Origin of the sequence: Embleya sp. NPDC005575 (genome assembly GCF_040605455.1) — a bacterium.
Taxonomy (GTDB): domain Bacteria; phylum Actinomycetota; class Actinomycetes; order Streptomycetales; family Streptomycetaceae; genus Embleya.
Window position 1 is genome coordinate 97835 of sequence record NZ_JBEXCV010000006.1, and the last position, 24737, is coordinate 122571.

At 69.2% G+C, this 24737-nt stretch carries 23 protein-coding genes and 3 pseudogenes; 13 read left to right on the forward strand and 13 right to left on the reverse strand.

What is annotated here, in order from left to right:
* Positions 1–34: 34 nt before the first annotated feature.
* Positions 35–1081, forward strand: coding sequence for an AraC family transcriptional regulator (locus ABZS54_RS03625; RefSeq protein WP_355530574.1), 1047 nt, complete (start codon positions 35–37; stop codon positions 1079–1081).
* Between the two features lie 14 nt (positions 1082–1095).
* On the opposite strand, the gene ABZS54_RS03630 is transcribed toward ABZS54_RS03625, so the two are convergent.
* A complete protein-coding gene (locus ABZS54_RS03630) occupies positions 1096–2325 on the reverse strand; it encodes an FxsB family cyclophane-forming radical SAM/SPASM peptide maturase (protein ID WP_355530577.1) in 1230 nt (409 codons plus the stop codon).
* 163 nt (positions 2326–2488) lie between these two features.
* Positions 2489–2656: a hypothetical protein gene (locus ABZS54_RS03635; protein WP_355530580.1), complete on the reverse strand. Its 168-nt coding sequence runs from the start codon at positions 2654–2656 to the stop codon at positions 2489–2491.
* 349 nt (positions 2657–3005) lie between these two features.
* Here ABZS54_RS03635 and ABZS54_RS03640 point away from each other — a divergent pair, with 349 nt between their 5' ends.
* Entirely contained in the window at positions 3006–3179 is a 174-nt protein-coding gene (locus tag ABZS54_RS03640) for a CsbD family protein (protein ID WP_355530583.1), read from the forward strand.
* Positions 3180–3436: 257 nt separating this feature from the next.
* Positions 3437–4264, forward strand: a complete 828-nt coding sequence (locus ABZS54_RS03645) for an alpha/beta hydrolase (RefSeq protein ID WP_355530586.1) — start codon at positions 3437–3439, stop codon at positions 4262–4264.
* Between the two features lie 130 nt (positions 4265–4394).
* On the opposite strand, the gene ABZS54_RS03650 is transcribed toward ABZS54_RS03645, so the two are convergent.
* Positions 4395–5603, reverse strand: coding sequence for a PP2C family protein-serine/threonine phosphatase (locus tag ABZS54_RS03650; protein ID WP_355530589.1), 1209 nt, complete (start codon positions 5601–5603; stop codon positions 4395–4397).
* Between the two features lie 376 nt (positions 5604–5979).
* On the opposite strand from ABZS54_RS03650, the gene ABZS54_RS03655 reads away from it, so the two are divergent.
* From ABZS54_RS03655 to ABZS54_RS03665, 3 genes are all read left to right on the forward strand, one after another.
* Entirely contained in the window at positions 5980–7362 is a 1383-nt protein-coding gene (locus tag ABZS54_RS03655; protein WP_355530591.1) for an FAD-dependent oxidoreductase, read from the forward strand.
* A 489-nt stretch (positions 7363–7851) separates the two neighbouring features.
* Positions 7852–8793, forward strand: a complete 942-nt coding sequence (gene htpX / locus ABZS54_RS03660; RefSeq protein ID WP_355530594.1) for a zinc metalloprotease HtpX — start codon at positions 7852–7854, stop codon at positions 8791–8793.
* Positions 8793–9353: a hypothetical protein gene (locus ABZS54_RS03665; RefSeq protein WP_355530597.1), complete on the forward strand. Its 561-nt coding sequence runs from the start codon at positions 8793–8795 to the stop codon at positions 9351–9353. The genes htpX and ABZS54_RS03665 overlap by 1 nt, the downstream gene beginning before the upstream one ends.
* A 242-nt stretch (positions 9354–9595) precedes the next feature.
* On the opposite strand, the gene ABZS54_RS03670 is transcribed toward ABZS54_RS03665, so the two are convergent.
* From ABZS54_RS03670 to ABZS54_RS03690, 5 genes are read right to left on the reverse strand one after another with little or no spacing between them, the layout of a single operon-like run.
* A complete protein-coding gene (locus ABZS54_RS03670; protein WP_355530600.1) occupies positions 9596–11209 on the reverse strand; it encodes a sugar ABC transporter ATP-binding protein in 1614 nt (537 codons plus the stop codon).
* On the reverse strand, positions 11206–12291 hold the full coding sequence (locus ABZS54_RS03675; RefSeq protein WP_355530603.1) for an ABC transporter permease: 1086 nt from the start codon (positions 12289–12291) through the stop codon (positions 11206–11208). The genes ABZS54_RS03670 and ABZS54_RS03675 overlap by 4 nt, the downstream gene beginning before the upstream one ends.
* Complete coding sequence (locus ABZS54_RS03680) at positions 12288–13385, reverse strand: ABC transporter permease (RefSeq protein WP_355530606.1); 1098 nt, start codon at positions 13383–13385, stop codon at positions 12288–12290. Before ABZS54_RS03680 ends, ABZS54_RS03675 begins: the two co-directional genes overlap by 4 nt.
* Positions 13382–14470 (reverse strand): mandelate racemase/muconate lactonizing enzyme family protein, encoded by a 1089-nt coding sequence (locus tag ABZS54_RS03685; RefSeq protein ID WP_355530609.1) that lies wholly within the window; start codon positions 14468–14470, stop codon positions 13382–13384. Before ABZS54_RS03685 ends, ABZS54_RS03680 begins: the two co-directional genes overlap by 4 nt.
* Positions 14471–14523: 53 nt before the next feature.
* A complete protein-coding gene (locus ABZS54_RS03690; RefSeq protein WP_355530612.1) occupies positions 14524–15594 on the reverse strand; it encodes a substrate-binding domain-containing protein in 1071 nt (356 codons plus the stop codon).
* Between the two features lie 342 nt (positions 15595–15936).
* Here ABZS54_RS03690 and ABZS54_RS03695 point away from each other — a divergent pair, with 342 nt between their 5' ends.
* The 4 genes and pseudogenes from ABZS54_RS03695 (at position 15937) to ABZS54_RS03710 (ending at position 17391) form a co-directional block, all read left to right on the forward strand.
* Positions 15937–16614 (forward strand): GntR family transcriptional regulator, encoded by a 678-nt coding sequence (locus ABZS54_RS03695; protein WP_355530615.1) that lies wholly within the window; start codon positions 15937–15939, stop codon positions 16612–16614.
* 23 nt (positions 16615–16637) lie between these two features.
* Positions 16638–16757 (forward strand): annotated as a pseudogene (locus ABZS54_RS03700) (short-chain dehydrogenase); the annotation flags it as partial.
* Positions 16754–17047, forward strand: a pseudogene (locus tag ABZS54_RS03705) (amidohydrolase family protein); the annotation flags it as partial. The pseudogenes ABZS54_RS03700 and ABZS54_RS03705, both read left to right, overlap by 4 nt.
* Positions 17044–17391, forward strand: coding sequence for an L-rhamnose mutarotase (locus tag ABZS54_RS03710; RefSeq protein WP_355530618.1), 348 nt, complete (start codon positions 17044–17046; stop codon positions 17389–17391). The pseudogene ABZS54_RS03705 and the gene ABZS54_RS03710, both read left to right, overlap by 4 nt.
* A 324-nt stretch (positions 17392–17715) precedes the next feature.
* Here the strand turns inward: ABZS54_RS03710 and ABZS54_RS03715 are convergent, their stop codons facing one another.
* A complete protein-coding gene (locus ABZS54_RS03715; protein ID WP_355530621.1) occupies positions 17716–18318 on the reverse strand; it encodes a TetR/AcrR family transcriptional regulator in 603 nt (200 codons plus the stop codon).
* Positions 18319–18419: 101 nt separating this feature from the next.
* Between ABZS54_RS03715 and ABZS54_RS03720 the strand changes: the two genes are divergently transcribed.
* Positions 18420–18878: a VOC family protein gene (locus ABZS54_RS03720; RefSeq protein WP_355530624.1), complete on the forward strand. Its 459-nt coding sequence runs from the start codon at positions 18420–18422 to the stop codon at positions 18876–18878.
* Positions 18879–19079: 201 nt separating this feature from the next.
* Here the strand turns inward: ABZS54_RS03720 and ABZS54_RS03725 are convergent, their stop codons facing one another.
* Entirely contained in the window at positions 19080–20780 is a 1701-nt protein-coding gene (locus ABZS54_RS03725) for a hypothetical protein (protein ID WP_355530627.1), read from the reverse strand.
* Between the two features lie 277 nt (positions 20781–21057).
* Positions 21058–22044, reverse strand: coding sequence for a zinc-binding dehydrogenase (locus tag ABZS54_RS03730; protein WP_355530630.1), 987 nt, complete (start codon positions 22042–22044; stop codon positions 21058–21060).
* Positions 22045–22191: 147 nt separating this feature from the next.
* On the opposite strand from ABZS54_RS03730, the gene ABZS54_RS03735 reads away from it, so the two are divergent.
* Complete coding sequence (locus ABZS54_RS03735; RefSeq protein WP_355530632.1) at positions 22192–22536, forward strand: helix-turn-helix domain-containing protein; 345 nt, start codon at positions 22192–22194, stop codon at positions 22534–22536.
* A 32-nt stretch (positions 22537–22568) separates the two neighbouring features.
* On the opposite strand, the pseudogene ABZS54_RS03740 reads toward ABZS54_RS03735, so the two are convergent.
* Together ABZS54_RS03740 and ABZS54_RS03745 are read right to left on the reverse strand one after the other, a co-directional pair.
* Positions 22569–22679 (reverse strand): annotated as a pseudogene (locus ABZS54_RS03740) (universal stress protein); the annotation flags it as partial.
* A 359-nt stretch (positions 22680–23038) separates the two neighbouring features.
* Positions 23039–23341, reverse strand: a complete 303-nt coding sequence (locus ABZS54_RS03745) for a helix-turn-helix transcriptional regulator (protein WP_355530635.1) — start codon at positions 23339–23341, stop codon at positions 23039–23041.
* 66 nt (positions 23342–23407) lie between these two features.
* Here ABZS54_RS03745 and map point away from each other — a divergent pair, with 66 nt between their 5' ends.
* Complete coding sequence (gene map, locus ABZS54_RS03750) at positions 23408–24190, forward strand: type I methionyl aminopeptidase (protein WP_355530638.1); 783 nt, start codon at positions 23408–23410, stop codon at positions 24188–24190.
* The last annotated feature ends 547 nt before the right edge of the window (positions 24191–24737 follow it).

Below are 24737 nucleotides of genomic sequence, written 5' to 3' on the forward strand. Positions count from 1 at the left end.
GCGTGACTGCACGCGAGCCGCGGAGGAGAGCAAGATGGCCCATCCCGATGCCGCGCACCTCGATTCGAGAACCGAGGCGGTCGCACCCGCTCCCGCGCGGGGACACGAGCTCTACCGGGGCGGTGACCAGTCGCTGCTGCACCCTTTGCTCAACGCCCACTTCACCCGACACGCAATGGAGGTGGTGGGCCGCAGACAGCTGGACGCTCGCTTTCGGGTCCTGCACCAGGGAGCGGTGAAGGCGTACGACCTCAGCTACGGCACCGACGTGATGATCTGTCCCGCCGAGCCACCCGATCTCTACATCATTCGCCTCGAACACCACGGGCGAGCCTCGCTCAACGTCGAGGGCGGCATGCAGCCGTTCTCCCCGAGCGTGGTCAACCCCGGACAGGTCGTGGTCGCCCACTGGGACGCCGACACCGACACCCGAATGCTCTGCGTCCCCCGGCAGGTGGTGGCCCGGGCGGTGCGCGACCAGATCGGCGAGACTGCCGACGAACCGCTCGGCTTTCGGGCCGGGTTCGACCTGCGCGTCCCCGAGGCACGCACCTGGATGCGGGTCGCCCGACGGTTCGTCGAGGAGGCCGACAGCGGGTTCTTCGCCGAATCCCCCTTGGCCGTAGCACACTTCGAACTGGCGCTCGTGCACGGCCTGTTGGCCGTCCAACCGCATCGCCTCTCCGAAGCGATCCGGCGCTCGGCGCCGGTCCGGGGCACCGGCCCGCTGCAACGTGCCCTCACGTACTGCGAGGCACACGCCGGGAAGCCGATCTCGGTCGCGGACATCGCCGCGGCCGCCCGGGTGAGTGTGCGCACCCTTCAGGAACAGTTCCGCGTCCACTTGGACACCACCCCGATGGGTCATCTGCGCCGGATCCGCCTGGCCGGCGCGCACGCCGACCTCGTGGCCGTGGCTCAGGGCCGGGCGAGTGGAACCGTCACCGGGATCGCCGCCGCGTGGGGCTTCCCGGAGCGCCGACACTTCGCCGCCCACTACCGGGCCGCCTATCACCGGCCTCCCTCACAGACCATCGGCGGGCGCGCGACGGATCCGGACCGTCCCGCGCCACCCCGATGAGTCACGGCGTGTCCTCACCCGCCTGCCGGCGCGCTCGCCAGATCCTTCGCGATCCTGGTCCGCACGTGCGCGATGATCCGCATCATGTCCGGGCAGTACACCGTGGGATTCAGGAACCCGCTGCCCGCGCGATAGCGGTGGATGAAGAATCCGCCGCCGCAGACATCGCGGATCGAACATGAGCGACACGTCGGCGACAGGCCCTCGATCCCGATCTGGCGAGCCACCACCGCCGGGTGCCGCAGCGCCGCGTCCAGCGGGTCGGTGAGCACCGACAATCCCGTGGCCGCCGCGCCGTCGAACGCCGACTTGATCGTGTCCACCTGCTCGATCCCACCGTCGGTGTCGATCGTCACGGTGGTCGCGGGCCCGATCCCCACCTGTTCGGACCGGGTGTGGCCGCCGAGCACCAGACTCAGCAGATCCTCGAACAGCTTGACCCGGGTCTCCTGGCGCGGTGCGTCGTACCAGCGATCGAAGGCCCGCACGATCCAGTCGCCGTAGGGTGTGCGGCTCGACCCCTCCTCGCGCAGTGGCGGCGGAGACGTCCAGTTCCCGTGCGGTAGCACGAAGTCGAGCATCGGCGGCTCGTGCGTCAGCAGCGACTCGTACACCTCGACCGGATCGTTCGCCACGTCGATGACGCACAGCAGCCCGCCGAACAGTCCCGGCCGCGACGGATCACGCAGCCTGGCGACCGCCTCGGTCACCGCCGCGTGGCTCCCGCGCCCGTCGGCGAAGCGCCGATGGCGGTCGTTGGCGAGTTCGCCGCCGTCGACACTCACGCCGACCCGGAAGTCCAGTGCGTGCAGGGCGTCGAGCATGCGGTCGTTCAGGAGCAGACCGTTGGTCTGCACGCCGAAGGAGACGTGCGTGCCCGCCGGCACCTCTCGGCGCACGGCCTCGGCCATCCGCGTGATCAGTGCCGGTCCCGCGAGCAGCGGCTCGCCGCCGTGCACGATCAGCTGCACGCGCTCCTGCCCGTGGGCGCGCACGTGTTCGCCGATACGGGCGGCGGTACGGTCCACCACCGCCGTCGACATCGTCTTGGCGCTCGACCGCCAGGATTCGTCGCCCATCTCGTACAGGTAGCAGTAGTCGCACGCGAGGTTGCAGCGGCTGTGCATCTTCACCACGAAGTGGGTGAAGGGCACCGGCTGCCACGTCGTGCCCGGGCTGTCGGGATCCAGCAGGTCGGCCGGCCATTCCGCCGGTCTGCGTACGGGAGCTTCGAGGTTGACCACAGTGTCTGCTCCGGGTGGTTCCGAGGATTGCACCGGCGCGATCCGTGCGGGTGGGGGGTACCCGGCCGGGTCCGGCGGACCTCGGGGGCATCCGAGGTCCGCCGGGGCATCAGCCGTTCCGTCGACCGCCCGGCGTCATGCGCCGGTCGATCGAGGGTGACTGCTACTCGCCGCCGACGAAGCTGTTGTAGCCGATGCGCGGACCGCCCGCCTCGGACTCGGCGGCGACCCGACGCAGCGCCATGGCCAGCGGGGATTCGCCGGTGCGGTCGAACGCGGCGGGGGCGGCCGGGGAGTCGGTGACGACGGGCGTCGAGTTCACGGGGTTCACGAGTGGCTCCTGTGGTCGATCCGGTGAGGCGACCCCAGGCTAGGAAAGCCGGACTTCGCCGGCTCCGATCGCAAACGGAACTCGCGCGATCGGACCCGGCCACCGCGCTCCCACGCCCCCACCCGCGCCCGGAGGTCAGGACCCTGATGCGGGTGGCCCGCGGCCGCCGTGGCCGCGCTGCGGCACGTCAACGCCTACCGGGTGCCGTCGCGGAAGTCCGGTCGACCGCGACCTCGGGCCGACTCCTTTGAGCGATCCGCCCCCGACGTGCCCGGCTCCCGCGAGCGCGTGTGGTCCGGGCATGCGGGGGCAGGTGTGGGTCGTCACCGTCGATCCCGCAGGAGTACTCATGAGCGCCGCGAAGAAGGCCGGCAACACCGCCGACAAGGTCAAGGGCAAGGTCAAGGAGACCGCCGGACACGCGGTCGGCAACGAGCGCCTCGAAGCCGAAGGCCACGCCGACCAAGCAAAGGGCGACCTCAAGCAGGCCGGCGAACACGTCAAGGACGCCCTTGAGGACTGACTCACGCCTGCGATCGCTCGGGGCCGTCACCGTCGTCATCGGTGACGGCCCCGACGCGTGCCCGGCCGGCAACGGGACGTGGACCGCTACCGAACAGGGATGGATCGTCGGGGGTTGCCGGAATCCGAGCCCGTCGTCCGCACACCGGTGCGCCCGGTGGGTGTCCCCGCGATGTTTGTCCGCCCTCGTCGCGTGATACGCGCCCGCCGGAGCGGGCCGTCGCCCGCTCCGCCGGCTACCACCGGAAGGATTCCAGCATGCCCACGGTAACCACGCGTGACAGTGTCGAGATCTTCTACAAAGACTGGGGCAGCGGCCGCCCTGTGGTGTTCATCCACGGCTGGCCGCTCAACGGCGACGCCTGGCAGGACCAACTGAAGGCCGTCGCCGACGCCGGATTCCGCGGCATCGCCCACGATCGACGCGGTCACGGCCGCTCGACTCCGGTGTTCGAGGGCTACGACTTCGACACCTTCGCCGACGACCTCAACGATCTCATCACCCGATTGGATCTGCGCGACGTCACTCTCGTCGCGCACTCGATGGGCGGTGGCGAACTCGCCCGGTACATCGGGCGCCACGGCACGAGCCGGGTCAAGTCGGCCGTGTTGCTCTCCGCGATCACGCCGCTCATGCTCCAGGGCCCGGACAACCCGGAGGGTGTGCCGCAGTCCGTCTTCGACGACATCAAGAAGGGGATCATCGCGGAGCGTTCGCAGTTCTGGAAGGACACCGCGGTCGGGTTCTTTTCCGCGAACCGCGACGGCAACAAGGCAACCCAGGGCAACAAGGACGCGTTCTGGTACATGGCCATGGCCGAGACCATCCAGGGCGGCGTCGCGTGCGTCGACGCCTTCGCCCACACGGACTTCCACGAGGACCTGAAGAAGTTCGACGTGCCCACGCTCGTCGTCCACGGCGACGACGACCAGGTCGTGCCCATCGACGCCACCGGCCGCAAGAGCGCGAAGATCATCCCGGACGCGACCCTGAAGGTCTACCCGGGCGGCTCCCACGGCATCGCCCTCGTCCCGGGCGACAAGGAGAAGTTCAACAAGGACCTCATCGAGTTCCTCAAGAACTGACCCCGGGGGCCGGGGGTCGGGTGGGACTCGGATCCGTCCGGGCCCACCCGGCCGACGCCCGCCGCACAGGCGACCATGGCATCCGTGCGATCTCTCGACCTCGGTCGACGCCCCGCCGTGCCCGTCCCGATCACCAATGCTCCGGATTCCATTCGAAGAGCAGGATGGTCACGTCGTCCCGCAGTTGGTTGCGCTGGTAATCGAGGATGGCGTGGATGAGCAGCCGCAGCACCTCGGCCGGGCGCTGTCCGGCGGAGTATGAGCGGATGATGAAATCGGTGAACCGGTCGAGGCCGAACTCCGCACCGTCCGCGTCGCGAGCCTCCACGACACCGTCGGTGTAGAGCAGGACGCAATCGCCCGGTTCCAGGGTCGCCTCGTGGACTTGCCGGGCTGCCGGGGCGAGTGGACCGGCCAGGCCGATCGGCGGCTGTGGGGGGCTGTCCAGCGCCCGGGCGAGCACCCGCTCGGCACGGATCAGCAACGGTGGGGGGTGACCGCAATTGACCCAGCGCAGCACCCCGGTCTCGGCGTCGAGCAGACACAGCACGCCGGTGCAGAAGTAGTCGGGCAGCCACTGGGCGAGCGCCTGGTCGACAGAGCCGACGATGTCGGCCAGGTCGGCACCGCCCCGGCGGGCGTTGCGCGCCGCCGCCATGGCGACCGACGTGGTCAGGCCGGCGTTCACGTCGTGACCCATGGCGTCGAGGATCATGGTGTGCAGGATGTTCTTGACCACCGAGTGGTCGAAGGCGTCGCCCGCGACGTCGTACGCCGGTTCCAGGACCGCGGTCGATACGCACCTGCTGCTGCCGATGGTGCGGGGTGGCAGGAAGGCCCGCAGCATCTCGGCGGGCATCCGCATGGTCGCAGTGCGGGTGCGGGCGGCGAGCCAGTCGCTGTAGGCGCGCTTGGAGGTGATCAGCATGGCGAACAAATGGGCCAGCATCCGGCTGCGGCGCATCCGCACCCCGTCGAGCGAGGCGGTCCGCACCGCCAGCACGCCCAGCCGCTCCGAACCATCGACCAGAGGCATCCAGAGGATCAAGCCGTCGTCGGCCTCGGCCACCTGCGGGGAGACCGTGCGATACGCCCAGCCGGCCGACGAGCGATCCACCGGCAGCGACTCCAAGGCCTCGTCGAGTGGGATGAGCAGCTGTTGTTGCAGGTCGACGAGGTAGATCAACGCGTTGTCCAGGCCAAGGGCACAGGCGCCCCGGTTCGCCAAGGCGGGCAGTTCGACCGGCAGGGCAGTCTGCGCCTCGATGATCAGCTCTTCCAGCCGATTCTCGTCGACGGCGGTGTCGGGACCGGAGGACGCGTGCGATGTGTCCGACACGGGGATCACCCCTTCCGTGCCCAGTTTCACACCGATCCCGTCCTCTCTCGCGTCAGCCCGTGGCGGCAACCCGGTCAGGTCCCGTTCACCGGGTGCTCGCGGGCCGTGCACGGCACGGCGGCTCGGGTGCGGTTCAGGTGAATCTGCTCGACACGTGGATACCGGGGAAACCCATCGGTCGGTTCGGCGCGCACGCCTTGGCGCGAGGCCGACGAGTCCCGGGGTCAGCGTCCCGAACGATGCCGGGCGCACTGCCCCGAAGGGCGACGGTGGTCGAGCCCGGCCCCCGCCGGGGCCGTGACCGGGACGGGCAAAATGGGTCGCGTCGCCGCCGATCCGCGTGTCACCGTGTCGGATCGACGGAGGTGGGGGTCCGATGGCATCGATCGTCATCTGTGGCGCCGGCGTGGTGGGTCTGGCCACGGCCCTGATGCTGGCACGCGACGGGCACGAGGTGACCGTGTACGAAGGCGACCCGTCCGTTCCGCCGGATGATCCCGCGCAGGCGTGGACGGCGTGGCAGCGGCGAGGCGTGGCCCAGTTTCGCCAGCCGCACAACCTGCTGCCCCGGTTTCGCGGAGTGCTCGCCGAGGAACTGCCCGAGGTGATCGACCTGCTCGTGGCAGCCGGCTGCTTCGAGGGCAACGCGCTGCACCCGCTGCCCCCGAGCGTCGCCGACTACGTCCCCCGGCCCGACGACGACCGCTTCCGCTTCCTGACCGGCCGACGCCCCGTCGTCGAGGCGGTGTTCGCGTCGGCCGCCGTCGCCGCCGGGATACGCGTCCATCGGGGCACCACGATCACCGGCCTGCTCACCGGCGCACCGATCCTCCCGGATATCGCCCACGTGATCGGCGTACGCACCACCGACGGCACCGAGTTCCACGCCGACCTGGTGATCGACGCGACCGGCCGCCGGACCGCCTCGGCGCGCTGGCTGACCGACATCGGGGCGCCGGCTCCGCTCGTCGAGTCCCAGGACGGCGGATTCGCCTACTACACGCGCTACTTCACCGGTCCGCGGCAGCCCGTCCGACGGAGCGCGCCCTACACGCCGTACGACACGTTCGCGCTGCTGACCATTCCCGGCGACAACGACACGTGGTCGGTCACCGTCGTCGCCACCACCGGTGACGCACCGCTCAAGGCACTGCGCGAGCCCGATTGTTTCACCCGGGTGGTCCGAGCCTGCCCGGCTCAGGCTCACTGGCTGGACGGCGTACCGGTCACCGACATCGTGGTGATGGCCGGCATCCTCGACCGCCGACGACGATTCGTGGTGAACGGCCACCCGGTAGCCACCGGCTTCGCGGCCGTCGGCGACGCGTGGGCATGCACCAACCCCACCGCCGCCCGAGGGCTGAGCGTCGGCTTGGTCCAGGCCCAACTGCTGCGCGACGTGGTGCGCCGATGCGCGGACGACCCGGCCGGTTTCCCGCTCGTGTGGGACGAGGCCACCGAACGGGTCGTCACGCCCTTCCATCACGACCAGATCCACGCCGACCGCGCACGCGCCGCAGCGATGTCCCCCGACCGAACCGCCGCCCCCGCCCCAAGCCCCTTCGGCGCGGCGGCTTTCCGCGACGCCGAGGTCTTCCGCGCCCTTCTGGAAAGCGCAACCTGCCTGGCACTCCCCCGGGACGTGCTCGCGCGCCCGGACATCCGGGCAAGGATCGACACCGCGCGACCCGAACCCGCGGACACGGCGGGGACGGCCGGGCCGAACCGAGCGAGCCTGCTGCGGCTCCTCACCTCCTGACGAGGGTGTCGAGCCGCAGCGGCGGCCGAAGCCGGCCAGGCGCTCGGAACTGCCGTGGCGACTCGGTCGCCGGCGGTGGCGGCCGGGAACCCCACGCCCGGCCTCGCTCCTCCCCCGTTTTGCCTCCTGCGCCGTCATGCGCGACGGACCGCCCTTCCGCAACGCCTGACGCGCCGGAGGTCGACCCGGGTCCGTTCGATCAAGCGTGCGTCCGCGTCCGACCGGTCCGCGCGGGCTGCACCAGGCGCCGGCGTGGACGTGCTCTCGGGGACGGTTGGTGACGGCGAGCATGGGGCTTCCACTAAGCGTGGCCACTACATCGAGATGACATCCCGCTTCCCGCCTCGGATTCCGGATCGCACGCCGTTGCGCCGTTGTTTCCGTGTTCCGCGAGGCAGAATCGAAGAAGAGCGCCCTTCACCCGCTTCGAGGTTTCACTTGCGTCCGAGCGAGCGCCGAACGTGTCCGGGCACTCGCGAGGAGGTTTCGATGCGCAGAACAGGTACCGTCACCGACGGCCGCACCCGGTTCGTGGCCGATCGCGGCCTGGTCGCCCGCATGCTCGTGACGATGTTCGTGCTCGGCCTGTTGTACGTCGTGTTCGTCGGTGTGCTCGTGGTGGCCCTCGGCCGCATGTGGCCGCTCGCGGTGATCCTGGTCGGCAGCGTGTTCATCGCCCAGTTCTGGTTCAGCGACCGCATCGCCGTGTTCGCGATGGGTGCCCGTGAGGTCACCCCCGAACAGGCTCCCGAACTGCACGGCGCCATCGATCGCCTGTGCGCGCTGGCAGACATGCCCAAGCCCAAGGTGGCGATTGCGGACAGCGACGTACCCAACGCGTTCGCGACCGGCCGCAACAGCAAGAACGTCGTGGTGTGCGCGACCACCGGCCTGATGCGGCGCCTGGAGCCCGCAGAGCTCGAAGGCGTCGTGGCCCACGAGTTGTCGCACGTCGCGCACAGGGACGTCGTGGTGATGACGATCGCGTCGTTCCTGGGCGTACTGGCCGGCCTGTTGACCCGGTTCGGCATCCAGTTCGGCCTGTTCGGCGGCTTCAGCCGGCGCGGCAACGACCAGAACACGGCGGTGCTGATGCTCATGGTCACGGCGGCGAGCGTGGTCGTGTACACACTCAGCTTCGTGTTGATCCGCACCCTGTCCCGCTACCGGGAACTGTCGGCGGACCGCTCGGCCGCGTTCCTCACCGGCCGGCCCTCCGCGCTCGCCTCGGCGTTGACCAAGGTCAGCGGTCAGATGGCAAAGATCCCCACACGCGATCTACGCAAAGCCGAGCCGTTCAACGCGTTCTTCTTCGCGCCGGCGATCGCGAGCAAGGAGAGCCTGGCGAACGTTTTCGCCACGCACCCCACCCTGGAACGGCGCCTGGAGCAGCTCGCCCGCATCTCCGGTGAACTGGGTCGGGCGGCCTGATGGGCTTCCTCGACATCCTCCTCGGCCGCGACAAGCCCGTCCGGCCCGACTTGGACCAACTCTTCGGGCTGCCGTCGGCGGCGATCACCCTCCAAGCCGCGGCCGGGTTCACCCCCACCGGCAGCGGCTCGGTGTGCTTCGCGTCGGTCGAGGGTGGCGCGTTCGACGCGGTACGCGACGACGTGAAGCAATTGTTGGGCGACCTCACGCAGACCCGCGACGCGTACGGGTACACGTGGCTGGTCGGCTGCGGCGCCCCCGACGACATCGGCTCACTGGTCACCGACCTGCACGCGGTCAACTCTGCCTTGGAGGGCTCCGGCTTCGGTCCGCAGCTGTTGTGCTCCCTGGTGGCGTTCCACCACGACGACGGCCGCAGCCTGGCGTTGGTCTACCTGTACAAGCGTGGCACCTTCTATCCCTTCGCACCGGTCCCCGGCACGCACGACAAACGCGACAGCGCCTTGGAACTCGAAGTGTCGGCAGCCGTACGGGACGACCTGCGCGTGGAAAAGGACCTGTCCCGGTGGTTCCCGGTATGGGGGGCACCCGGCCTCTAGAGCGCCGCGCCCCGCGTGTCCGTGTTCCCGGCCCTGTCCCACTTCGACGGCGGCAGGCCGGCACAGCCCGAGGAGGGGCATCCGCAGGACGCCCCTCCTCGGCCCGAAATCAAGCTGCGGGCACACGCAGTGGGCGGCCCCGGCGTCGCCGGTCGTCGGGCGTGGTGTGCCGGGGCGGGCGAGTTCGTGCCACCTGGAAGGGGCGCCTCGTGGGATACCTGCCCGCCAGGCGGAGTGCCCGATCAGGGGCTGTTCGAGGGCTCGAAACCGCAGGCCGGGTCCGGGTTCGAAGGCTCTGGTGCGGTCGGGAGGCTCTGAGTCCCGGTGCCGTGGATGAGGCGGATCACCGCCTGGCTCACCGAGGCGTAGTCGTGCGTGTTGGGCACCTCGCCGGCGATCCGGTGGTCGCGCATGACCAGCACGCGGTCGGCGAGGGTGACCATCTCGGGCAGGTCGCTCGTGATCAGCAGGATGGCGAGGCCGTCGGCGGCCAGGTGCCAGATGAGTTGATGGAAGGCGGCCTTGGTGCGGACGTCGATGCCGACCGTGGGTTCGTCGATGATCAGGATCTCGGTTTGTGCGGCGAGCCACTTCGCGAGGCTGACCTTTTGTTGGTTGCCGCCGGAGAGTTGGCCGACGAGTTGGCTCGGGCCCGACACCCGGATGCCGAGCCGCTCGGTGTACTCGGCGGCGAGTTCGCGTTCGCGGTGGGCGGGGATGTACCCGAGGGCGCGTCGGATCCGCGACCACACGGTCACCGCGATGTTCATCGTGAGCGGTTGGTCGAGGAAGAGGCCCTCCTCCTTGCGGTTCTCCGGGACGTAGCCGATGCGGTGCGTGTTCAACGCTTGGCCGACGTTGCGGATGCGGACGTCCTCGCCTCGGACGCGGATGGTGCCGCCGACGACCCGGTCCAGGCCCATCAGCGCCTTGGCGAGTTCGGTGCGGCCCGCGCCGACGAGGCCGTACAAGCCGACGATCTCCCCGCGCCGCACGTCGAGCGAGATGTCACGATGCCCCGAGGCCGTCGACAGCGCGTCGAGTTCGAGCATGGGCGGACCGTGTGGATCCACCGTGCGGGGCGCGAACTCGCGGGCGGTGTGAGCGCGTCCGACCATGACGCCGACGATGTCGTTCCGGCTGTACGCGGCGATCGGCTCGCTTTCCAGGACCGAGACGCCGTCGCGCAGCACGGTGACCGTGTCACAGACCGCGAACACCTCTTCGAGTTTGTGGCTGACGAGCAGGACGGCGGTGCCCTGGTCGCGCAACCGACGCACGATGTCCAGAAGCCGGTCCGTCTCGCGCAGCGTGAGCGCGGAGGTCGGCTCGTCCAACAGCAGCACCTTGCTGTCGGTGGACAACGCCTTGGCGATCTCGACCAGTTGGACCTGCGCCGTCGACAGCGAGCCGACCCGCGCGTCGAGATCCAGATCGAGGTCGAGCAAGTCCAGGCAGCGTCGGGCCTGTGCGCGCATCCGGTCCCGGTCGACCAGTCCGCGACGGGAGGGAATCCGCCGCAGGGTGATGTTCTCGGCGACGGAGAACTCGGGGATGACGTTGCGTTCCTGGTGGACCACCGAGATTCCCGCGCGCACCGCGTCGTGGGGAGAGTGGAAGTCGATCGGGGTGCCGTCGAGCGCGAGCCGGCCGCGGTCGGGCTGGTACAGGCCAGTGACGATCTTGATCAGGGTGGACTTGCCGGCGCCGTTCTCGCCCAACAGGGCGTGCACGGACCCGGCGCGCAGGCGCAGCGTCGCGCCGTCGAGGGCTCGGACGCCTGGGAAGTACTTGGCCAGACGGTCGGCCGACAGGATCGGTTCGGCGGGTTCGGTGTGTGTAGCGGAGTGGGTCATGATGTGCTCCTCGCGCCGGCGGTCGGCAGCGGTTTCGCCTGGTCGTCGGGCCGGGGTTCCGGCTGCGGGGTCGGATCCCGATCGGGCGCCCGCCCGGTACGGTCCTGCCGGCTCGACCGGATTCGCCCCACGAGCACGGTGCCCAGCACCACGGCGCCCACGGTGAAGTTGACCCAGCTGGGGTCCAGCGAATACTGGGCGCGGGCCACGTCCACCAGTCGCACGATGAACGCCGCGAGCACGGCGCCGAGTACGGACACCGACCCTCCCGCGAGGGCGGCCCCGCCGATGATGGGCGCGGCGAAGCTGGGCAGGAGCCAGTCCCCGCCGATGCTCTTGTTGACCCCGGGTGCGGAGGCGACGGTGAGGATCGCCGCGACCGCGACGATCAGCCCCGACAGCGCGTGCGCCACGATCACGCTGCGATCGTTGGAGATGCCCGACAATCGCGCGGCCAGAGGGTTGCCGCCGGCGGCCAGGAGCCGACGGCCGGCGGTCGCGCGTCGCAGGAAGAACGCCAACGCGGCGGCGAGGACCAGCGCGATCAGGAAGATCACCGGAATGTTGAACACGGACCGGTCGCCGAGCCGGGCCAGGCTCGACGAGCCCGGATCGATCGTGCGGGTGCCGGCGAGCCGGTATTGGAGGCCGCCCAGGATCGTCATGGTGGCGAGCGTGACGATGAACCCGTTGATCCGCGTGGCCACTACGAGCAAGCCGTTGACCGCGCCGATCGCCGGCCCCGCGACCAGGACGATCGCAATCGCGATCGGGGCTGACACACCGTGATCGGCCATCAGTACCGCAGTCAGGACGGCCAGGAAACCGCCGAGCGTGCCGACGGACAGGTTCATCTGTCCGACCGCGAGCACCACGAGTTGGGCCAGGCCGATCAGGATCGGGACGGTGAGGTAGATCAGGATGCCGTGGATGGCGTCGCTGCGGAGCAGGCTGCCGTGCGAACTCGCCACCAGGATCGTGAATCCGATGGTGCCGACCGCGAACAGGGTCATCTCGGTGGAGCTGGTGAATCGTCCCAGTGCCGCGCGGTAGCCGGTGCGGACAGTGTCGGGGGCGCTCACGGGTGGGCCACCGCCCGTCGGGCCGAGACGACCGACCTGATCCGGTCGGTGGACAGCGCGAGGAGCAGGATCACGCCGAGATAGATGTTGAGGTTCTCCAGACCCGTGCCCAAGGTGGTCAGGCCCTGTCGGATCACCTGCACGAGCGACGTGCCGAGCAGGGTGCCCACGACCGACACGGCGCCGCCGGTGAGCAGGGTGCCGCCCAGGACCGGGCCCAGGAAGGAGGGGATCATGAACTCCGAGCCGATGCCCGCGGTGAACGAGCCGCTGGTGACCGCGAGCATGAAGCCCGCGAGACCCGCGAGCATCCCCGACAGGGCGTGGGCGCCGATCACTCGACGCGCGACGGGGATGCCGGAGAGCCGGGCCGCGGTGCTGTTCGAGCCGACCAGGAGCAGTTCGCGACCGGTCCGGGTGCGCGAGTACAGGTAGCCGACGAGCAGCATCGCCACGATTGTGAACAGCAGGATCTGCGGGATCGCGGGCGAGCCGCAGACATTGCCCAGGCACACGTCGGCCATCGAGTAGCCGCGTAGTTCGTCCATGCCGGCGGGCTTGGCGGTGAAGGCGGCCACGGTGGTCAGTTGCGAGTACGTCAGCGACACCAGACCGAGCAGGGCGAAGTCCATCGCGAGCGTGACCACGAACGAGTTGACGCCGGTGGAGCTGATGATCCAGCCGGTGAGCGCTCCGATGGCGGCACCGGCGAGGAGCCCGACCAACAGTCCGGCGTACAGCGGCATGTGCCATTGCTGGTACGCGATTCCCATGAACATCGCGGAGAACGCGGCCATCCGGCCGACGGCCAGATTCATGTGGCCGATCGACATCGTGGCCAGTTGGGACAGTCCCACCACGGTGAAGACGGCGATGTCGCGCAGCAGGGGGAAGACGGTCAGCTGTTGGTCGTAGAAGGACGCGCGGGCGGAGCCGAAGAGCACCACCAGGGCCGCGCCGACGATGACCAGACCCATGCGTTGGGCCGTGCCGACCGACCAGCGATCGGCCCATCGGGCCCGCGGCGCAAAATCGGGCGCCGTGCGCGGACGCCCGACGTCCGCGTCGTCGGGTGCGGGGGTGTGCCCGGTCATGTCGTCCTCCTGTCGTCGATCGCGTCGAGGTTCCACGCGATGCCCAGGCCCGCGGTATCGGGCGCGACGGCGTGCCCGTCGCGGACCCGCATCTCGTCGTGGGTGATCGCGCGCAGCTGTGGGATGTGTTCGACGTAGCGTCCGTTGGGTACGGCGGCCGTCAGGCTGACGTGCAGTTCCATCAGGAAGTGCGGGCACACCTCGACGTTGAACGTCTCGGCGAGGTGGGCGACCTTGAGCCACGGGGTGATCCCGCCGACCCGGGCGACGTCGACCTGCACGATCGATGCCGCGCCGCGGGCGAGAAAGTCGCGGAACTGGCCCGGGGAGTACAGGGATTCGCCCACGGCGATCGGAATCGACGTCGAGCGGGCGAGCGCGACGTGGCCCTCGACGTCGTCGGCCGGCAGCGGCTCCTCGAACCAGGCGATGCCCAGCCCCTCGAGCGCGGCGGCGCGGCGGCGGGCCTCGGCCGCGGTCATCGACTGGTTGGCGTCGACCATGATGTCGAGGCCGTCCCCGACGGCCGCCCGTACCGCGCCCAGGCGTTCGACGTCCTGCTCGATCCTGGGTTTGCCCACCTTGAGCTTGACTCCCTGCCAGCCGGCGGCCTGTGAGGCCAGCGCCCCGGCGACGAGTTCGTCGGTGCTCAGGTGCAGCCAACCGCCCTCGGTGTCGTACAGCGGCACCTCGGGTCGAAAGCCGCCGGCCACCCGCCACAGCGGCTCGTCGGCCCGCAGGCAGCGCAGGTCCCACAGCGCGGTGTCCACCGCTGCCAGCGCGAGCGAGGTGATCGCGCCGACGGTGGTCGCCCGGGTCGCCGCGAACAGGTCGTGCCACACCCGTTCGATCTCTCGGGCGTCGCGGCCGGCGAGCAGGGGCAGGAGGTGATCGCGCAGCATCGCGAGTACGGACGTTCCGCCGGTGCCGATCGTGTACGAGTAGCCGGTCCCGGTGTTCCCGTCGTCGGTGGTCAACTCGACGAAAACGGTCTCCTGCTTCACGAATGCCTGTACCGCGTCGGTGCGTTTGGTTTCCACCTCCACGTCGATCATGAAGGCGCTCGCCTTGATGATCCTGGTCATGCGTGTCTCCCGAGGTCGTGGATGCGGGTGTGCGTGCGGTGTGGCGGGACGGCTCAGGGGCAGGACAGAACCGAGGTCTTGAAGTCGTTCATCAGCTGGTCCGTCTTGGTCTGCCGCTCGGCGTCGTAGGTGCCGACGTTCTCCCGGGCGACCACGAAGGAGCCGGAGTCGATCACGGCGCCGGGAGTGCGCACGGTGCATTGCCCGCTCTGCAGTCGGCTCAGTGCCCACGATCCGACGTATGCCTGGCCGGCCGGGTTCTGCGCGACGGTCGCGGACACCGAGCCGTCGGAGATGCCGGCCAGGATCTTCGGGTCGTCGTCGATGGCGACCACCTTGATCGACAGGTTGCCCTGCTTGATCGCGGCGGCCGCGGCCACGGCCGGGTTGTAGGCCGTGGCGACGAGCCCGTTGATCTGTGAGCCGTGTGCGGTCAGCAGGTCGGAAACCGCCTTCTGCGCGGTCTGCAGGTCGGTGTCGATGTCGGTCACCGTGGTCAGGAGGGTGACCTGGCCGTTGGTCTCGGCGACCGCCTTCTTGACCCCCGCGATCCGCCGCTGGGTGTTGGAGTCGACGTTGTTGCCCGTGAGGTGGACCAGGTTGCCGTGCCCACCCATGGCTTGGATGTCCGCCTGGGTGGCCTTGTACGCGGCCTGCTCCACGTCGGTGGACAGGCAGAAGTCGGCCTTGAGCGTGCCGCCGGCGGGACACGATCCCAGCGACGCGACCGCGAATCCCTTGGATTTGAGGTCGGCGAAGGTGCTGTTGATGTCGGTCGGTGACACGCCGAAGATGCCGAACGCGTTGTGGCCGCGCGCCGCGAGCGAGGTCAACAGGCTGTTCTGCTTCGCCTGGTTCCATTCGGCGGTCTCGTCGTAGGCCACGTCCCCGAGCCCGAAGTCGGCCTTGGCCTTGGCTCCGGTCGTCTTCCAGAGCTGGAAGTACGGGTGTGCGCCCCCGGGGACGAGGGCCACCTTGACGGCCGAGACCGGAATCTTGTGCGCCGCCTCCTTGTCGTTGGCGGCGCCAGTGCCGCCCTTGGTGCTGCACCCGGTCAGGGCCGCCGCCAACGACAGCGACACGGCGGCGCAGAACAGGGCGTTTCTGACGGGCGATCGCTTCACAGGGCCAACCTCCGGAGCCAGATACTATATTTTCGAGAAGCATGCTCGTGGATCTCGGCGAGGTCAAGGGTTCGAGTACGACGAATGTTTTCGGCCGCACGACACTGGAAGGCGAGCCGTGATCCCGGTCAAAATGCTGCCGTATGGCGCAAATTCGCTGGTCACGATCGTGGGTCGAGCTTCGAATGACGTCGATCCGGCCCTCGGCAATATCGTGCATCCATAGCCACAGAGGACGTAGATCGTATATTAATGACCCGCGACGGCCGCAGGTCAGCTGGGATCTGCGAAAGTCGTCACCGAAGCAGCGCGTCGGCGTGTCTGCGTCGAGGAGGAGAAGCGATGACAGAGGCGCAGCCTCGGCAGATGCTCGCGGACACCGTGTGCGAGGCGATCGCACAACGGCTGGTGGATCACGAGATCGAGCCCGGAGCCAAGCTCAATATCAACACGTTGGCTCAGGCCCTCGACGTGTCCCCCACCCCGGTGCGGGAGGCGTTGGCCCGCCTGGAGGCCGACGGCCTGGTGGTCAAGCGGGCCCTCGCCGGATACTCGGCCGCGCCGCTGATGAGTGGCAGGACGTTCGACGAACTGTTCGAGATGAGGCTGCTGTTGGAGCCGGCGGCGGCGGCCAGGGCCGCCGTCCGGGTCGGCGAGGAGGGCTTGCGGTCGCTCACCGACAGCCTGACCCGGATGCGTGCCGCGCACGGCGACAACAGCCGCGAGACCATGCGCCGATTCCTCCACCACGACGCGCTCTTCCACGACGTGATCGCGAGCTCCGGCGGCAACTCGCTGATGGCCGACACCCTGCGCCGCTTCCGGTCGCACACGCATCTGTACCGGCTGTACTTCCCGGCCGGGGTCCCCGACGCGACCTGCCGGGAACACGAACGCGTGCTCGACGCCATCCGGGACGCGGATCCCGACGTCGCGGCGGCCGCGATGCGCACGCATCTGCATCGGGCGCAGGAGCGCCTGCTGCCCGGGCTCGTCGCGGCGGAAGACGGGCAGGCGTGAATGGGGTGGGGGCAGGGTGGCGTGGAGCCACCGGGACGGTCGCGGACAACGACGACGCCGAGTGGCATCGGGTGTTGGACGTGAACGTCGTGGGGATCGTGCGGGTCTCGCGGGCGGCGTTGCCGCATCTGCGCGCCTCGAGCTCTCCGGTCTCGTCACCGAAGCCGATTGGCGGACGTGGTCCCGGCACGACCTGCGCCCCTTCGCCGAGACAGCGCTTCAAGAACTCGGGCCGGACCGGCTCATGTTCGGCTCGGACTGGCCGGTCTGCCTGCTCGCGGCCTCCTACCGCGACGTGGTCGACACAGCCGTGACCCTCACCGGCTCGTTGAGCCCGACCGAACAGGCGACCGTCTTCGCCGGCACGGCGACACGGGTGTACGGACTCAACGGACTCAACGGACTCAACGGACTCAACGGAGGAGAACGATGAACGAAAGCACAGGCGACGGGGTCCGCCGGATCGCGTCGGTGATCCGCGTCAGGCCCGAGAAGCTGGAGGAGTACAGGCGCCTGCACGCCGATCCCTGGCCCGGCGTGCTCGACCGACTCCGAGCGTGCAACATCGCCAACTACTCGATCTTTCTCCACGGAGACCTCTTGTTCAGCTACTTCGAGTACCGGGGCACCGACTTCGATGCGGACATGGCCCGCATGTCCCAGGACCCGGTCAACCAGGAGTGGTGGAGGCTGACCGACCCCTGCCAGGAGCGCCTCCCCGGAACGCCCGAGGGGCGCCAGTGGACCGAGATCCCTTCGATCTTCTTCCTGGAATGAGCCGCACCGTGCAGCGGAAACCCGACCGCCCCGGGGACGGATGCCCCACTACGAAGGGGAGTGCAAGATGAAGGTACTGCGCATCGGCGCCCCGGGTAGCGACGTCCGGCGATCCTGACCGACGGCGGACGGCTGCTGGATCCGTCCACCATCACAACGGACATCGATAGGCAACCGGGCCCGCTGATGTCGCCGCAAAACCACTGCCTGTCGGCGTCTTACCGGACGCCGCAGGTCACCCCGGCCGTCCGCGCCGACGGCGGCGGCGCGGTGCGCAAGTCGCTCCGGATCCAGGTCGGTCACCTCGTCCCGTGAACAGGGCTTTCACGGCTGCTGGTTGCTCTGGGATCGCAACCCGTTCAGCAGCCGGTCCAACGCTTGCTCCGTTTGCCCCAGCGCTTGCGGGTTCGCCGACCGGGCCAGCCACAGGGCGGCCTCGTTCATCGCCCCTGACAGCAACCGCGCCAGCGGCTCCACCGGTTGGTCGGCGATGGCTCCGGCCTTCACCAGCGCGTCGAGCGCCTCGGACAAATGCCGGGCGGAGGAGTCCTCGTCCATGGCCCGCCATTCATCCCACCCGAGTACGGCCGGCGCGTCGACCAGCACGATCCGGCGTACCGTCGGATCGCACCCGGCGGCGAGGAAGGTCCGGCAGCCGGCCCGGAGTTGCTCCCACGGGTCGTCGTACGGCTCGGCGGCGTCCGCGACCCGTTCTCCGAGTTCTCGCTGCACCTCCGCGACCACCGCCCGGAAGAGTCCGACCTTGCTCTCGAAATGATGATATGCGGCCCCCTTGGTGACCCCGACCGCCTGCGCCACGTCGGTGAGAACCACGTCGTGATACCCGTCGGCGGCGAACCTCCGGCGCCCCTCGGCCAGCAATGCCCGTCGTGTCGCCGCCCGCTGCTCGACCCTGGTGACAGTCATTCTCGATTCAGCCTTCCTTTCGCATACCCGGGGTATGCTACCGTCCGTTTCACATACTCAAGGTATGTGAACTTCGGTGCGCAGGCAGATGGAGACATGTCATGAAGGTCAAGCTCGGCAGCTTCTACCCGGTGCTCGCCACGCGCGATGTCGCCGCATCACGCCACTTCTATGCCCGTCACTTCGGGTTCGAGGTGTCGTTCGAGGCCGACTGGTACGTGAGCCTGCATCGCCCGGATGCCCCGCACTACGAACTCGCCTTGCTCGACCACGCCCATCCGACCATTCCCGAGGGGTACCGCACCCCCCTCAGGGGCGGCCTTCTGCTCAACTTCGAGGTGGACGACGTCGATGCCGAACACCACAGGCTGGTCGCACTAGCGGGTCTGCCCGAACTCCTCTCCCTGCGCACGGAGGAATTCGGGCAACGCCACTTCATCGTCGCGGCGCCGGACGGCGTCATGATCGACGTCATCACCATTGTCCCGGCCACCGAGGAGTACGCCGAGCAATACACCCCGGGCCATACCCCGCGAGCCCAGGGCGTGCCACTTCGATGACCACGCCCATGCGTTGGCGGCCGCGGCGAGGAAGGTCGCCTCAGGGCGGACCGCGAGCTCGTCGTACCGCGCGTGGACACAGTGCGGTGTCTCTTGAGGCGGTTGCTGGTGCGGACATCCAGCTCGGACTTCGAGAAGGTCACCCCCCGTCACGCGAGTTCGACAGTGTTCGGCGCGGTGGTGGCACTGCCCTCACGGACCTCACCGGGGGTGTCGGTGTGCATCGGCGCCGGTCGGCGGGGGGGGAGGGGCGGATACGTGGTCTTCCATGGCGAGCAGGCCAAGGGCTGTTCTCAGCATGGCCGTGCTCCAGTTGAGCGGCGTGTGGGGTGAGGGGACGATCAGTTCGTTGCCCTGATCGTCGCGGTAGGTGACATAGCATTCCGGGACTCGGTAGGGCGGCACTTCCCTTACGTGGTAGCCGTCGTCCTCTCGGAGCACCGCGTGCCACTGGTTCTCGCCGGTGACGGTGGCCAGCATGCTGTTCAGCCGGCGCACCGCGAATTCGCGGTAGTTCCGGGCCTGTTCGGGGTCGCTCCGCCGCGTGTGCAGACTTCGGCGGGCGGCCCACGCGGCCAGTTGTCCGAGTGGGTGCGTCCAGGCGGCCTCGCGCCCCTGCGGTGTCAGGCGGCCGCGCATCTCCTGCTTGCGGTCCAGGTCCATGTCGCCCCCGCGCGCCTCCGCGTCCGCCCTGATCTCGTCCTTGATGGCGCGGACGGTCGCCTGCACCTCGTGCGTATGGAAGTTGACGCGCTGGTAGGAGTCCTCCGCATAGCGGATCAAGCCACCCGTGGCCGGGTCCTGCAAGGAGAGCAACGCGTCGAGGACCACGGTCTCCACTTCGCGCGCGGTCATGGGCCGGGCAGGCTCGCCGATGGGGACGCGAGCCTCGGCGAGCAGTTCCGGCAGGCCGTACATCAGGAGGTAGACCAACGACGCGTCCGCCCGGCGGTGCCGGATCGAATCGAGCTCGTAGTCCGGTGATTCGAACGGGATCCTGCGGCCGATTTCCCGGAGACCGGCATCCACCATCGTGCCGACCCTCGCGGTGAAATCCTCGCCGTCCGCCAAAAAACCCACTGTCCCGTTGTCCGTGAGCACCCTGATCCTGTCGAGCAAGGCTGTCTCGACGGCCATCACCGACGTGCGCCGCGCGGCGATCTCCTCCCATGATCCGGAACTTTCGTATCGCGGGTACCCGACCGCCCGGAGAAACGGCACCACGAAGCGAAGGAACTCTCGGTGCGCCGGCAACAGTTCGTCGGTTCCGATGAACCCTCGATCCAGAGCGTCCAGGACGAGGAACGCGAGCATCTGGAACGAATCCTGCTTGTTCCGCCACGAGTTCGGCTTCTCGGCCTCGAGATCGTCGAACCACAGCGATATGTGCGGCCATTCATCCTGCCCGGTATCCCCTCGCTCCACGACGGCGGCGAACCGGGCGAGTTGCGCGGGTGTGGAGATCAGGTGCAGCGCGCTGTGGATCAGCTCGCGCCCGATGTCCCCTTCCCGCGCGTATCGGACCGGGTCGCTCAGGAAGAGCTCCATCATGGCGCTCGCGGACTGCACGTGATCGCGCAGGTAGAACATCGTCGACATCTCGCCGTGTCGCACGGTGGGATCGGCGGCGATGTCCGTCGCGGCGACGATGGACACCCGTCGCGCCTCACCGTCGACCCGGACGCTCCCCGCCTCGATCACCGGCAGATCGAGCGCCCCTCGCTCCTTCAGCAGCGTCTCCACAGCGCGCAGGTGCTTCGGTGCGCCCCCCGCCTCCACCAGGCGCGCCACAGCCTGATTGGCGAACCGGCTCCCGGCGCCTTCGCACGCCTGGTGCGCGCGACTCCTCGCCATCAGATCGCGCAACAGGGACTGGTCGTACTGCTGGTGGGACGCGGACACACTTGCTCCGTCATACGTGGCCGGCACCGGTGCGGCACGGCTCGGTTTCGTGAAGACCGTCGTAGCCACATACCGGACGACGGGCGGTCCGCAGAGTCTCACGGAATTACCGGAAACACGCCAACGCCTCGACTGTCCGGGGATCAGCCATCACCCTCGGTACGCACGCTCCCGGGCCATCGGAGGAGCCCGTTTATGTATTCCGAACGTGGCCGGGAAGGCCGGGCGCAGCACAACCGTCGGTGTCCCGGGCAAGCCGCGCCGTTCGGGCCGGCCCTTACCCCGTGACGCGGACCACGTACTTGCCGGCGCCTCGGCCCTCGGCGAGGAGGTCGTGGGCGGGTGGGACCTCGGTCAGGTCGGCCAGTTCCGTGACCGGGAAGTCGAGTCGGCCGCCGGCCAGCAGGTCGAGGGTGCCCCGGATCGCCCTGGCCACCCGCTGGGGCGCGCCCGCGACCAGACCGCGGTGGCTGAAGCCGGTCACCGTGATGTTCCCGCCGATCAGTCGGCCGGCCGGCGGAAGTGCGTCGAGCGCGCCGCCGGACGCGTTGCCGAACAGCACGATCCGCGCGCCGGTCGCCGCGACATCCAGGTCCAGGGCCAGTGCGCTGGTGCCCAGGGGGTCCAGGATCACGTCCACGCCGCGTCCCTCGTTGGCCGCCCGGATGGCGTCCGCGTCCATCTCGTCGCGCGCGATCGCGACGTCGTACCCGCTCTTCAGCGCCACCTCGACCTTCTCCGGACGCCCCACCGTGCCGATCAGCCGGCCGCCGCCGAGCAGCGGGACGAGCTGCGCCAGCGCGCTGCCGATGCCGCCGCTCGCGGAGTGCACCAGGACGCTGTCGCCGGGCGCGAACCGACCTGCCTCGGACAGCAACAGCATCGCCGTGGCCAGGCCCAGTGGCACCGCCGCCGCAGTGCGCAGCGACACCTCGGCGGGCACCGGCACGGTGAGGCCGGCCCGGGCGATGGCCACCTCGGCCAGGCCGCCGCCGTCCGGCACCGCCGCGACCCGATCGCCGACCGCCAGACCGACCACATTCGCGCCCACCTCGCGCACCGTTCCCGCGATTTCCAGACCGGGTCGGTACGGCCAGCTCTTCGCGTAGCCCGGATCGCCGCGCCGGGCCATCACGTCCATGAAGTTCAGCCCCGAGTACGCGACGTCGATCGCGACCTCGCCGGCCCCCGGCCTCGGCACGTCCACGTCCGCGACCTGCGACTGGCGTGCGTCCCCCGGCTCGGTCATCAGCAATGCGCGCATATCCATCCCCGCCCTCGGATACTATGTTCGATATTCGACGTACGACGAAAGTAGTATCACGCTTCCCAGGGATGCCGAGCAAAATCGCCGCCAAGGCATCCGCCGCCGATCCCGCCGAGAACCGAAACCACGGAGAAGAGGCCGCAGATGCCCCGCTCGCACCAACGGCGCCCGGCACTGATCCACGTGGCCACCGCCGACCTGGACGTGCTCGACGTCCTGCACGCACTGTCCGACCCGACCCGGATGATCATCACCCGAACCCTCTACGACGACCCCGAGCGCGCCTGCGGGACGTTCCCGGTCGAGGTGGCGCCCTCGACGCTCAGCCACCACTTCCGGGTGCTGCGCGAGGCGGGCGTGATCCATCAGCGCGAGGAGGGCAACCGCAGGCTGACCACACTGCGGCGGGCGGATCTGGACGAGCGCTTCCCGGGTCTGCTGGACGCGATCGTGAGCGCGTACGACCGGCGGTCGGGCGAGGGCGGCTGATCGCGGCGCAACCCTATCCGGCTCATCGTGGCCTACTGGTGGTGCGGCGGGTCCGGAGGTGGCGGTGGGATGCCGGCGATGTCGGGTGCGGCCTCGGGCCAGACCAGCAGGACGGGGCAGGGGGCGTGATCGACGACGAACCGGTTGCAAGACGCCGGACAGGGCCTCCGCGAGCGGCGTGTTCAGGATCAGGCACCCCCGGACGGGCAACGGAATCGGCCCTTCATCGAACCAGACCCGTTACCCGACTGATGTCAGGGGTCGCCGGTAAGGATCTTGCGGGCCTCGCGGGCGGCGTAGTGCGTCAGCACGGAGTCGGAAACCGCCACGGCCGTCGAAGCGGCCGGTCCCGGTCTTCCTGTCCCCGGGACCCACACCATGTGTCCGGGCGCGGGGACAGGTCGGCCGGTGGGCCTGGTTGTACCGACAGGGGCATCGGCTGAGAGCCGGGGCCGCGCTTCCTCTCTCGTCGACGCCCGCAACGCAGCTGCGGGCTTGAGACTTACGAAGCCAACCGCTCGCGTGTGTCGAGACCGGAGCCGGTCGGTTCGACACCGCGTTCGGGCTGGTTGATCTCGGCCCACACCGCATCGAGGGAGAGGTCGAGGACATCCGCGATCGCAGCGATGGTCGGGAAGGCAGGGGTCGCTACGCGGCCCGTTTCGATCTTTCGGAGGGTCTCCGGTGAGACGCGTGCATCGAGCGCGGTCTCGAGCAGCGAGCGCTCTCCCCTGGCGCGACGTAGGAGGGTGCCGAGGCGCTGTCCGCGCTCGACCTCTTCGGGAGTGAGCGGCAATCTGACCATGGCTCCGATTCTAGTACCGGTATAGTTTGGCCGGTATAGTTATTGGTTGCATGAGAAGGGCGCCACATGATCGAGATCCTGAACCCCACCGAACTGGCCCGAGCAAAGAACACAGGCTCCCTGGTCGCCGGCATCCTGCAGACGCTGAAGAGCCGTAGCACGGTCGGCACGAACCTCTTGGACATCGATCGGTGGGCCGAGGGCATGATCGTCGAGGCCGGAGCGCAGTCCTGCTACGTCGACTACGAACCGTCCTTCGGACGCGGGCCGTTCGGCCACTACATCTGCACGGCCGTCAACGACGCCGTGCTCCATGGACTGCCATACGACTACACGCTTGCCGACGGCGATCTGCTCACACTCGACCTCGCCGTCTCCAAAGGCGGAGTCGCCGCAGACTCTGCCATCAGCTTCATCGTGGGCGAATCAAAGCCCCCGGAGAGCGTCGCGATGATCAGCGCAACCGAACGCGCGTTGAGCGCAGGTATAGCCGCTGCCGGACCCGGCGCTCGCATCGGCGACATCTCCCATGCCATCGGCTCGGTCCTCAGCGCGGCGGGGTACCCGATCAACACCGAGTTCGGAGGTCACGGCATCGGATCAACGATGCACCAGGACCCGCACGTTTCGAACACCGGGCGGCCCGGCCGCGGGTACAAACTGCGCCCTGGGCTTCTGCTGGCACTGGAGCCGTGGGTCATGGCGGACACCGCCGAACTCGTCACCGATGCCGACGGGTGGACGCTCCGAAGTGCGACAGGCTGCCGGACAGCACACAGCGAGCACACGATCGCCATCACCAACGACGGAGCCGAAATCCTCACCTTGCCCAAGCAGGCGCACTCGTGAGGTCGGAGCCCGCCCGTGGCCTGCGGCCTCTCCGCCACATACGCGGAGCACAGCCGCCGGAAACGGGTTCACTTCTCACCGTCGGCAGCGCCACGCGGGTCAGGCAGAGCGACATCCGAGCACCCGGCGTCCCGCTTGCACCTGGACGCACCACGTAAGCCGCGCGACGCGGGCCCCGACGCCGGTCCACGGTACCGACCGGCACACCACCGGAAACGACACCACGGCCCCGTCCTCGTTTGCGGGCGGGGCCCACGCACGTGCGGGATCTCCGGGCACGCACGATGGGGTGCCCGTGCGGGCACGTCCTCGGTTTGCATCGGTAACCCCGGGGTTAACCACGGTTCCGAGATCGGCCGTTGTTCGAAGTGAGCGCGAACGACAGTCTTCAGACATCGAAGAACGGCACGGCAAAACACGAAGGCCGCCGGCCGACCCCCGCCAACAACCGCCATCCTCAAGGGAGTTCATCATGGCCGCCATCGACAGCACGCTCACCGCCGGCACCGACGCGATCAGCACCACCCGCGACACCGTCGGCCGCTGG